Annotated in this window: 12 protein-coding genes; all 12 read right to left on the bottom strand. The window is 50.0% G+C overall.

The features are described 5' to 3' along the window. The coding region (locus tag AK963_RS20750) for an outer membrane lipoprotein carrier protein LolA (protein WP_139117560.1) at positions 1-577 on the bottom strand (577 nt) is incomplete at its 3' end. Continuing rightward, positions 574-1,002, bottom strand: coding sequence for an acyl-CoA thioesterase (locus tag AK963_RS20745; protein ID WP_066017331.1), 429 nt, complete (start codon positions 1,000-1,002; stop codon positions 574-576). The genes AK963_RS20745 and AK963_RS20750, both read right to left, overlap by 4 nt. Positions 1,003-1,059: 57 nt before the next feature. Next, on the bottom strand, positions 1,060-2,676 hold the full coding sequence (locus tag AK963_RS20740) for an HAL/PAL/TAL family ammonia-lyase (protein WP_083232816.1): 1,617 nt from the start codon (positions 2,674-2,676) through the stop codon (positions 1,060-1,062). Further along, positions 2,673-4,367 (bottom strand): glycosyltransferase family 2 protein, encoded by a 1,695-nt coding sequence (locus AK963_RS20735; protein WP_066017330.1) that lies wholly within the window; start codon positions 4,365-4,367, stop codon positions 2,673-2,675. Before AK963_RS20735 ends, AK963_RS20740 begins: the two co-directional genes overlap by 4 nt. After that, the gene (locus tag AK963_RS20730; protein WP_066017329.1) at positions 4,364-4,717 is read right to left on the bottom strand and encodes an ApeI family dehydratase; all 354 of its coding nucleotides are present in this window, start codon (positions 4,715-4,717) and stop codon (positions 4,364-4,366) included. Before AK963_RS20730 ends, AK963_RS20735 begins: the two co-directional genes overlap by 4 nt. Continuing rightward, positions 4,710-6,125 carry an AMP-binding protein gene (locus tag AK963_RS20725; RefSeq protein ID WP_066017336.1) on the bottom strand — a complete coding sequence of 472 codons (1,416 nt, stop codon included), beginning with the start codon at positions 6,123-6,125 and terminating at the stop codon, positions 4,710-4,712. The genes AK963_RS20730 and AK963_RS20725 overlap by 8 nt, the downstream gene beginning before the upstream one ends. A 14-nt stretch (positions 6,126-6,139) precedes the next feature. Further along, the gene (locus tag AK963_RS20720) at positions 6,140-6,730 is read right to left on the bottom strand and encodes a COG4648 family protein (protein WP_083232813.1); all 591 of its coding nucleotides are present in this window, start codon (positions 6,728-6,730) and stop codon (positions 6,140-6,142) included. A gap of 7 nt (positions 6,731-6,737) precedes the next feature. After that, the gene (locus AK963_RS20715; RefSeq protein ID WP_066017334.1) at positions 6,738-6,992 is read right to left on the bottom strand and encodes an acyl carrier protein; all 255 of its coding nucleotides are present in this window, start codon (positions 6,990-6,992) and stop codon (positions 6,738-6,740) included. A 98-nt stretch (positions 6,993-7,090) separates the two neighbouring features. Beyond that, positions 7,091-7,369: a phosphopantetheine-binding protein gene (locus AK963_RS20710; protein ID WP_066017328.1), complete on the bottom strand. Its 279-nt coding sequence runs from the start codon at positions 7,367-7,369 to the stop codon at positions 7,091-7,093. Positions 7,370-7,385: 16 nt separating this feature from the next. Next, positions 7,386-8,192, bottom strand: coding sequence for a lysophospholipid acyltransferase family protein (locus tag AK963_RS20705; RefSeq protein ID WP_083232812.1), 807 nt, complete (start codon positions 8,190-8,192; stop codon positions 7,386-7,388). After that, positions 8,171-8,932: a beta-ketoacyl synthase chain length factor gene (locus AK963_RS20700; protein ID WP_066017327.1), complete on the bottom strand. Its 762-nt coding sequence runs from the start codon at positions 8,930-8,932 to the stop codon at positions 8,171-8,173. Before AK963_RS20700 ends, AK963_RS20705 begins: the two co-directional genes overlap by 22 nt. Positions 8,933-8,934: 2 nt before the next feature. Then, complete coding sequence (locus AK963_RS20695; RefSeq protein ID WP_066017332.1) at positions 8,935-10,032, bottom strand: methyltransferase; 1,098 nt, start codon at positions 10,030-10,032, stop codon at positions 8,935-8,937. Positions 10,033-10,304: the final 272 nt, after the last annotated feature.

The raw sequence follows: 10,304 nt of genomic DNA, 5'->3' as shown, positions 1-10,304 counted from the left end.
GAAAATCAACATCATTAAAACCTTCGGGTAGCTGTGGTCGACGAGACATCTGTTCTAGATAATGCATGGTAATGATGCCTAAGCATAGTTGGCGGCAGCTTAAGGATTTAGAAAATGCGATTGGTATTAACTCAAGCTCCCAGCTACTGTTCACCTGTCGAGCATCAACGGTAAAATACGATCTCAGGCGCGCTTCATCACCATCCAGTATTGCCGGTAATAATAATGCAAGACCATCATAAGCCGTGCCTGTCGCCTGATACTCACTGGTTCGTCCATCCACCTTCTGCACCATCCGGCCTTCGGTCATTATCAGCATTGATGGTGCAGGCTCTTCGGTCTCCCAGATAAGTCCCTGTTTTTTTACCGACAGAAACCGGCCACTGGATACAAATGGCCGGGACAGTATGGGGATGCTTTTCTGCTGCTCAAATTCACCGGAGACAACCTGCATTTCACTCATTGATGCCAGAATATCCTGCAGCGAGATGCTGGTTGGAGACTGATCACTGCCCGCACTGGCAACTGGACTGATGCCACATAACAAAATCAGAATGAAATGGATCAATGACCTCATGCTGCAATTCCAAGTTTTTCCCACAGCACCGGTGGAGAAACCAGCTGCATTTCACCAGTATCAATAGACACGGCCACCTGGGTGGTTTTACCCCGGGTCAGCTTTACACCGGTCGCCACATCCTCAATCAGATACTCCAGAACCAGACGGTTTTCATATTCCAGAACAGTCGCCGTCACGCGAATATCCTGACCAAACCGAGCCGGACGAACATACTTAACCCGCAGATCTACCACAGGCCAGGCAAAGCCAGACTCTTTCATTTCCATATAGTTGTAGGCGATACGATCCAGCAGTGCGCAGCGGGCGATTTCGAAGTATTTCAGGTAGTGACCATGCCAGGCCACCTCCATCATATCAACATCATGAAAAGGTACCCGGATAACCACCGACTCAGATACTTTTTCTGACACATTGTTGTTCATTCAACTCTCCTGCCTCCCTGTCCCTTCACCAGACGACTCCGGAAGCCCATCAATGGTTCAATACAAAGCCCAGTGCTGCTGTCGGATCTGCTCTATATGACGACGAAGGTCAGCCTCCAGAGGTCGGTCTTCATCAACAAACTGAAACTCGGACATAATCTGGTCATGCTGTCTTGCCAGGTTTGTATTGAGCGAGTAAACATCAATATCCCCTGACCGCATGCGCAACTCAAGAGCCTGGTGAACAGCCAGAAGTGAAGCGGCTGCTACCTGTTCTGTCAGTTCCAGTACACGAAGGCAGTCCCGGGCAGAAATGGTACCCATACTCACCTTATCCTGATTGTGACATTCGGTAGAGCGGGAAAAAACGCTGGCCGGCATGGTCTGCTTCAGAGCTTCGGCTGTCCACGCGGATATGCCAATCTGCACTGCTTTGAAACCATGATTAATCGAAGCACGTTCGCCGGTTGAACCGGACAGATTCGGAGGGAGACCATTATTGAACTTGGTGTCCATCAGCTGGGCCATTTGTCGATCCATCAGATCGGCCAGATTGGCAACCGCATTCTTCATGGCATCCATGGCAAAACCAATATGACCACCATAGAAGTGACCGCCATGAAGGACATGTTCACCCTCACCATCGATGATGGGGTTGTCATTAGCGCTGTTGAGTTCATTCTCAATAAACCCGCGCATCCAGGGCAGGCTGTCCTGCAATACACCAATAATATGCGGCGCACAGCGTATAGAGTATCGATCCTGTAACCGGCTGGAATTCCGGGGGGACTCTTTCTGCTCAAGATCCTGACGGATCATGCTGGCGATCTCGATCTGTCCCGGATGGGGTTTAACCGCAAACAGCTTTTCATCAAAATGGTTGGCATTACCTTTCAGAGCCAGCGTTACCAGAGAGGTAATCCGTGCACAGAGGCTAGCCAGATACTCAGCCCGTCCGAACGCTTCACAGGCCAGAGCGGTCATGACAGCCGTACCATTCATAAGCGCCAGTCCCTCTTTTGGTCTAAGGGAAAGAGGCTTGATGCCTAATGCGTTATATACGTCACTTGTTGCTCTTCTCTCGCCGCGATAATAAACCTCTCGTTCACCCACCAGCATGGCACCAATATAAGATAATGGTGTCAAATCGCCACTGGCACCAACAGAGCCTTCTTCAGGGATCACTGGCAGGATATCCAGGGCCAGCAATTGCATCATCCGCTCAAGTAACCCTTCGCTGACGCCGGAAAAGCCCTGGGTCAACGACGTTAAACGGGTAGCCATCACCGCCCTTGCCTGGGATTCACTGAGATGACGTCCCAGCCCACAACCATGAAAGCGGGTCAGGTGCAGTGGTAACTCATTGGCCAGGGCCAGGGGAACACCACGGGTGCAGGAATCGCCATACCCCGTGGTCACACCATAAATAACCCCTTCTTCAGCCAGAAGGCGATCCAGAAACGCCACTCCCTTATGAATTTTTTCGCGGAATTCAGGGTTATCACTCAATTGCGCAAAGCGCTTTCCCGACGCAACATCATTAATATCTTCTATGGTCAATCGGCCCTGACCAAAGATCACCGGCACCTCTTCCAACACCACCTCCCTGGTATTTTCATATCCATTTTTTCCAGCCACAGCAGTTTCTGCCACAGCGTCTTCGCAACACGTCATTCACTCACTCCGGACTGATGCCAGAAATCAAAAAAATTAAACCATTCAAGGGGCGATTGTTGACAGGTAGCCTGCAGACGTCGGGAATAACGAATGACCGCAGCTTCCAGACAAGCCTGTCTTCTCTTTCGGGGCAGACTCAGTGAGTCGGCAAAAAGCTCTATATCCAGTAGAAAGCGCCCGGTTTCCTGCCGGGTACAGAAAAGGGTAAAAACCGGGGCTCGCAGAACAGAGGCGAGAACAAATGGCCCCGATGGAAAGCGAGCTGACTGCCCCATAAAATCAGCCCCAATACCACTGCTGGTATCACCCACCGGCATACGGTCGGCAGCAATGGCTACCATTTCCCCCCGGTCAATCATCTCACTGAGCATGATCGACGTATCGGGGCCGATATCACTGACCTGCACAAGATTGATACCCGCTTCAGGGTTCATCTCTTTCAATATTTTGTTAAATGCCGGCGCATGCCGCGTATGCACAAGGACATTAACAACGATGGGCCTGCCATAGGATTTATCCCTGACCAGCGCTCTGCACAGCTCAATATTCCCCAGGTGAGAAACCAGTAAAACCGCTCCCCGGCCAGACGCTATTTTTTCCCGGAACGTCTTGTCGCCAGTGATATCCAGGTCATCCAGGGTAATATCCCCAGACCAGGCTGCAAACCGGTCTGCCAGCGTGTGCCCGAAAGAGAGAAAATGTCGGAAAGACAAACCATACCCTGGCCTGGAAGGCAGAGATTCAGGTGACACCTGATAAAGATTCTGGAGATATCCCAGGGATGACTTTCTTGCCTGTCGACCAGTGATAAAGAAGTAGGTCATCACCGGGAGCAGCAAGAATGAAAACGCTTTATGTCCAAGCACACGATAAGTAGCCAGTAGAAAACGTATGCCTGCTTCAGCCCCTCTTTCCTGAATATCAGACCAGTGCTTTTTATCGTGCTGACTACGCTGGCGGTTTTGTCGTATCAGCGCCGGAAAACGCTTCAACATACCAAAAAATAAACGACTATGGAGAAGACTGATGCGAACGTTGTCCCGCAGGGTGTCAAAATGGGAAACCCCGTTCTCCGGGTAAACAATGCGGACAGGCACTGATCGCACCATCAATCCCAACCAGTAAAGACGAACGATGATTTCAATGTCGAAATCCATACGCCGAGTAAGATCTTTCTGGGTAATCAGAGTGCAGGTTGCTTCCAGGGGGTAAACACGGAAACCAATCATGGCATCCTGAATCTGTGATGAGAGCGTTTCAATCCATACCCAGAAGCGGGTAATTTTCCGACCATAGAGCCGCGAGCTGGGAACGCTTTCATCATACACAGGTGTACCCGAAATCAGCGCGTCCGGGTATTGCTCAGCTTCCTGCAGCAATGCAGGTAAAGCACCACAGTCATGCTGACCATCGGCATCTACCTGAACAGCATGACTGAATCCAGCCTCCCTGGCGCGCATCAAGCCTTCCATTACTGCAGCCCCTTTTCCCTGATTCCAGCTTAATCGAAAGAAACGGGTATTTTCACTGTTCTTCTCAAGCTCAGCCAGGGCCTGTCGGGTTTGCTCACAACTGCCATCATCCACCACTATGCAGGGAAGATTATGCTGATGAAGTGAAGCCATTACGGCAGGAAGCTGTTCATGGTGGTTATAGACCGGTATAACGGCACAGGGTCTGAAGGTCATGAATCCTCCGGATAAACAATTCTACCAGAAGACATCACCCGCCCCTGCTGGTCATAGCTGAATACCAGCTTACCTTTGCTGTTTAACTCCAGCTTCAGAGTCAACCTGGTTTTCGGCTGGATAAGGTTCTGAAACTTGATCACTTCCAGTCTTTTTATACGCTGTGGCAATCCAAGATACTGAGCACCGTAACCAATAGCCCAGTGGGTTTGAACCACCCCGGGCAACACAGGATGCCCCGGAAAATGCCCACGAAAATACGAGAGTTCCTCAGGAACAAACAGAGTCAGCTGAACTGACTGACCAGACTTTTCTACCGTCTCCACCAATGGTTCAAGCATCTCACTCATGGATAGCCTCTTCTGTTGCCTCATCCACTTCGAAAAGATTAACCAGCTCACTGGTGACCCGTTTACCCTGCTGATTTACTGGCATCCAATCCAGAAAGCGCCATTTCCTGGGTAAAGTCACTGCCTCAAAAAATTCAGACAGCTCCTCTCTTAAGTTTCTGGAAAGGAATAAACGTCCATGCTCTTTCAATAAATGGCGCCCTTCATCGGATAGCACAACCACCATGCCAATGAGCATTCGCCGCCCTGTCAACTCAACTGACCAGGCATCAGACACCAGGGAACTTTGACAAAGCCGCCTTTCCATTTCAGAAAGAGAAACCCGCTTTCCCTCAATTTTCGCGATACGATCTGCACGTCCCTGCAGTAGAAACTTATTACCGGTCAAAGTGGCCCGGTCCGCCATAAGGTAGCCAGCTTCAGGGTTATCCAGCCAGGGTGAAAAAACTTTCAGCAAGCCATCTTCAATAACTACCTGAACCCCGGGCAGCGGCTGCCAGCCTGATGAAGAATCCGATACGGATGATTGCTGGCGCCAGGCCACCCCGCCGGTTTCGCTGCTACCCAGCACTTCAAAGGGCACGCTGCCAAAACAGGCATCAGTAACCCCGGCACCGGAAGCAGACAGAGGGGCTCCGGAAGAGAAAACCATTGCAACGGAGCGCTGCACCGAGTGCCATTCCAGGTCTGTGGGCAAACGATCCAGCTGGGCGGGTGAAGCAATGACGGCAACTGCTTTATGCTGATGGATGCCAGCAATCAGCTGTTCCGGATATTCATAACGGGTAGTCTCAATCGCCCGACCACTGAGTAATGGCCAGAGTATGCGAAACAGAACACCATATATGTGCTGATGGGAAACACAGGCCAATACGACAGCATCATTCAACTCAGTGCCCCAGAGCGTTTCCAGTGCCTGAATTTCTTGTTCCAGCTGAGCAATCTGCTTGGCAACCGGTTTGGGCTGCCCGCTTGACCCGGAGGTATAAAAAACCAGCGATGCCTGCTCTACTGCGCTGGAATCGAGCTCAATACCACCACTTACCTTAGCAAAGAAATCCCGACCAACACTGATCTGACCACCATCAAAATCGTCAACCCATTGGTCGGTCAGCAGGGCATCCGTAATTGACTGTAGTTCATGCAACGTTCCTGGCTGACTATTCGCCGGAAGGAAAATCGTTTTTCCCGACAGAATCATTGCCAGCAGGCTTCGAACAAACAGTCCGGTATCATCACAGACCAAAACCCACCGCTGCTCAGGGCGGGATCGCAGCTGTTCAGTCAATCCGGCAACTTCCCCCAGGAATTCCCCGCGATCACATATACCCTGCTTCTCAAGCAGAACAACCTGACCATCGACGTTTTTCTGATTCAGCCACTGGCCGACCGACAGCACGCCTTTCATATTCCTTTCCAGCATCAGACCTTGAGTACCCATTTACGATACAACCACTCTCCACCCAGCAGGGTACCCATCAAAACATAAGACAGGAATCCGTTATAGAATGCCCATAAGGCTCTGTCAGAGCTTATCGCTGTCCACAGTGCGACCGCCCCATTAGCCACAAAAAAAACACACCAGATCCCTGTCACTGCACGGGTATAGGCAATCGCTTCATCAGGCTTCTCACCAGGGAAGCTCCGATCCATCATACGTGCAAAACACTCTATCATGCTTGGCGGCCGACAAAGGCTCCAGCCAAACATTAACAACCCGGTAGCACTGATAAACACTGGATAGAAAAGCAGTGCCTTATCAGAGTTCATGAGCAGGGAAAAGAGGGATAACCCCAGACCACACAATGTTCCGGGAATAATTACACGCCGGAGCACCATCCGCTGGTAAATACCAGTCTCTCCTCCCCCTGTGGCCACCAGCCTGAGCACAAACATTGCGACCATAAAAAGCGCAATGGTTTTCACCGGCAATAATTCCAACCCCAGATAAACAACAATGGGATATATTACCAGAGTCAGGCCGACGACAGACTGGAGTATTCTCTTTATCATCCTTCGCTTAGCAGGCTTCTTCGGCCAGAAGAGTTTCTGTCGCTGAGACCACATCTTCAACGGTTCGTACTGTTTTAAACTCTTCAGGCTTAATCTTCTTGCCGGTCAGTTCCTGCAGGGCAACCACCAGATCAACCGCATCAATGCTGTCCAGATCCAGGTCTTCATAAAGGTGGGCATCCAGCGTGACTGCTTCAGGCTCAATTTCAAAATTTTCTGCCAGAATATCTTTTAATGCAGAAAGAATGTCTTCTTTATTCATGGGGTGTCCAACACATTCCATTTTCAGGGACCCCAGAGACGAGTTTCTCGGGCTCCCTGCGACAGCTCAGTAATACCACTGATCCGTTTAATTACAACTTAAGCTCTTTCCGCCAGAATAAAGGCAGCCAGACTATTGATGGAAGCAAAATGCTTTTTGTTATCAGCAGAGTTGGCATCCAGTTTGACCTGGTACTTCCTCTTGATGGTAACCCCAAGCTCCAGGGCATCAATGGAATCAAGACCCAGCCCATCTACAAACAGTGGTTCATCATCAACAATGTCTGCAACCGTCACATCCTCAAGATCCAGTGAGGTAATAATGAGTTCTTTCAACTCCTGTTTCAGTGCTTCCACATTTTCTCCCAAGATTTTCATTTAACTTTTCAAACCATCAGGCTGCAGCCTGAGAATAATGTTGCTCTAAATACTGAGTCAGCCTGCGACTGCCGACACTGGCCATCTGCGGGCTATCCCGCCATACTGAGGTATCGATCAATTCTCCCACCCGCACCTTGAAAACAAAGGGACGTTCTGGCACATCATACCAGCGCTGTCCCTTGGCCAGGGTGCCCGGAGTACAGTCCAGGTAAACCGGTCGAATCCGGCATCCGGACTGAATAGCTACCCTTGCTACCCCCCGTTGAAAACGAGGTTCACTGCCAGGAGGTGTTCGAGTACCCTCCGGAAAGATAATCAGGTTACGCCCCATGTGAAGACGTTCCTGGCAATCGGCGATCAGGTTCTGGGGGTCAGAGTTCAGGATATAACCCGCCATTTTTACAATTCTGCGCAGAAAAGGGTTGTGTTTAAGCCCTTCTTTCACCACACAATCCACTTCAGGTAGAAACGCCATCAAAACGACAACATCAATCAGTGTCGGATGGTTGGCTATTACCAGCACACCCCGGTCTTTTTTTAAACGTTCAATGCCGTTTAAATTCAGCGTCATCAGTCCCAGACGCTGAATCAGAACCAGAAATATCCGAAAATTGATGCTGATTGCTTTCTGTATCCTGACACGCCGAACATCTCCATTAGTCGTGCTGAGGAAAATGATCGGCAGGACAACAAAGGCCAGATCAAGAGAACCCAGCCCGAAAACCAAAAAACTGAACCCGGTGCCTATCCGCCTCAGATTACGGGAAAGAAAGATACCTAACCGTTTTTTTCGATCATTCAGGCTTTTTCGATTCTGCACGACATTCTTTCCCCGGTGATCACCGTAGAACGCTTTCCTGAAACCCCGCCAATCAATTGCCTCAACTGGCTAAATGTAGAAAATGGTGCTCTGACCTGGGAGTCAATCATCTGACCGCCCCGAACAGACAGCCGGTAAGAGCCACCAGACTTCAGGAGAAATGCGGCTGCTATGGGATATTCATCCCTGGAGCCAAAGCATCGATAAACGTCTGGCATCTGATCTTCAAACACCACCAGCAGCACCTCAGGCAGTCCGGCGCCTAACTGTGACACAGCCTCTATCAGGCCTGCACCAAGCGAGTCATGCCCTGCGGAGATAGCCGTTGAAGGCTTCTGATTCCCTGTTTGAATAGACAGTAAACCAGACGAGGTATTGTGCACCGAGAGGCTGAAGTCCGTTGGTGAAGCATCTTCACCAGAACAGATGTCCTCCAGTAACCCCGCCATCCGCCCTACCTCTCCATACCTGGAGGCAAAAACGGCAGGTGCCTGATGCTGTCCATCCATACACCCAACGGCAACATCAAGGGCCAATTTACTGACAGTGCTCAGGCGTCGCCGCTGTCTTGGTGTAAGATAGAGATATTCCGGCGAGTCCGAGAATGCCTTATCCGGCTCTGTGTTTCCCGGCCCTTTATCAGAGTCCAGCCATTGACTCATCGTTCGGACGCTGCCACTGCAGGCATCCCATCGGACGATATCAAAATGGCTATCGATAGCCTGCCAGTTCCCTGTCATATTCAGATATCCAGATCAAGGCTGTTCTGTCGGGCAAGGCGACACTTAAGCAGGGTGTGACAGAAACCCAGACCATTGGTTTGCTGTACCACTTCCAGACCAGCCTGATGAATTAGTGCAACCAGCTGCTCCTCGCTGTACATACGACTGTTACCGTTGGCAAGTGCCGTAAAGTACAATGATGTTGCATTTAAACTGTAAGAAGCCGCTTCGTATTCCTGCTGATCCCAGAGTGTTTCCATAATGTAGAGGTGACTGTCTTCACCCATGGCAGCCGTAGCCCGGGTCAGGATACTGACGATCTCTTCCGGGGCAAAGCAATCAAGAAACTGACTCATCCAGATCGCATCCGCCTGACCGGGGAATAACTGATTCGGATCAAGCAGATCAATCTCCACACCTTTCACCCGGTCTGAAAAACCTGCTTCGTGAATATTTTTTCGGGCCCGTTCCAGCTGCCCGGGCAGATCCAGAATACTTATCTGCACCTGCTCATCATAGCGAGCACAGGCAAGCGACCACTTACCGGTATTTCCGCCCACATCAAATAATGTTTTGGGCCTATCCGCAAAAACCAGTGGCAGGGCTTTGGGGAACGCACCATCCGAATAAAAGTGATCAAAATCGTACCAGCTGTTCAGGGCACGTTCAGGCAGCTGAGTCAGCCCCTGATAAAGATTTTCCCAGTCCCCAAACTCTTTCAGACCAGCTGGACGGCCTTCTTTTATGGCCTCTTCCAGGTGAAACATGGCCTGATAACAGACATCATGGGTGAAGGCCATATTGACGCGGGTCATTTCATCATTCATTAGAAAATACCCAGTCTTGGTAATGACAAACCGGTTATCGGTTTTATATACCAGGCCAATACTGAGCCCCATAGACAGCAGGACATCAGCACCATACTCAGAAATCTCTGTAGCTTCTGATATTTCTGACAGTGTTCTACCACTTTGGCCAGACTGTTCAATATCGTGCAGGATGCCAAATTTGCACAATAGCCTTGCCGCCTGAAATGCCATTGGGGCATAAGCGATTTTCTGAGCACGGGAGAGCGCTTCTACAGCACTGACTTTTTCTTCCTGCCTGTACCAATTCAATTCCAACAAACTCCACACTGCTCTTTACAAAACGCCATGTGCGACTTTTAGGTTTGCATAAGGAGACATGACTGAACCTGCTTTCTGCTATTAAAAGCAGTAAAAAGCAAAAAAGAAGGTTTCAGTCATGCCCGTTGAAGAGTTTATACCAATCGCATTTTCTAAATCCTTAAGCTGCCGCCAACTATGCTTAGGCATCATTACCATGCATTATCTAGAACAGATGTCTCGTCGACCACAGCTACCCGAAGGTTTTAATGATGTTGATTTTC

The organism is Endozoicomonas atrinae (assembly GCF_001647025.1).
Lineage (GTDB): Bacteria > Pseudomonadota > Gammaproteobacteria > Pseudomonadales > Endozoicomonadaceae > Endozoicomonas > Endozoicomonas atrinae.
Note: the sequence above shows the minus strand (reverse complement) of the source record. Positions and strands in the feature narration are given on the sequence as shown.

What these genes read in the sequence shown, in the direction of transcription:
- AK963_RS20745 (WP_066017331.1), bottom strand. Translation starts at nt 1,002, where the DNA reads ATGAACAACAATGTGTCAGAAAAAGTATCTGAGTCGGTGGTTATCCGG.
- AK963_RS20740 (WP_083232816.1), bottom strand. Translation starts at nt 2,676, where the DNA reads ATGACGTGTTGCGAAGACGCTGTGGCAGAAACTGCTGTGGCTGGAAAA.
- AK963_RS20735 (WP_066017330.1), bottom strand. Translation starts at nt 4,367, where the DNA reads ATGACCTTCAGACCCTGTGCCGTTATACCGGTCTATAACCACCATGAA.
- AK963_RS20730 (WP_066017329.1), bottom strand. Translation starts at nt 4,717, where the DNA reads ATGAGTGAGATGCTTGAACCATTGGTGGAGACGGTAGAAAAGTCTGGT.
- AK963_RS20725 (WP_066017336.1), bottom strand. Translation starts at nt 6,125, where the DNA reads ATGAAAGGCGTGCTGTCGGTCGGCCAGTGGCTGAATCAGAAAAACGTC.
- AK963_RS20720 (WP_083232813.1), bottom strand. Translation starts at nt 6,730, where the DNA reads ATGATAAAGAGAATACTCCAGTCTGTCGTCGGCCTGACTCTGGTAATA.
- AK963_RS20715 (WP_066017334.1), bottom strand. Translation starts at nt 6,992, where the DNA reads ATGAATAAAGAAGACATTCTTTCTGCATTAAAAGATATTCTGGCAGAA.
- AK963_RS20710 (WP_066017328.1), bottom strand. Translation starts at nt 7,369, where the DNA reads ATGAAAATCTTGGGAGAAAATGTGGAAGCACTGAAACAGGAGTTGAAA.
- AK963_RS20700 (WP_066017327.1), bottom strand. Translation starts at nt 8,932, where the DNA reads ATGACAGGGAACTGGCAGGCTATCGATAGCCATTTTGATATCGTCCGA.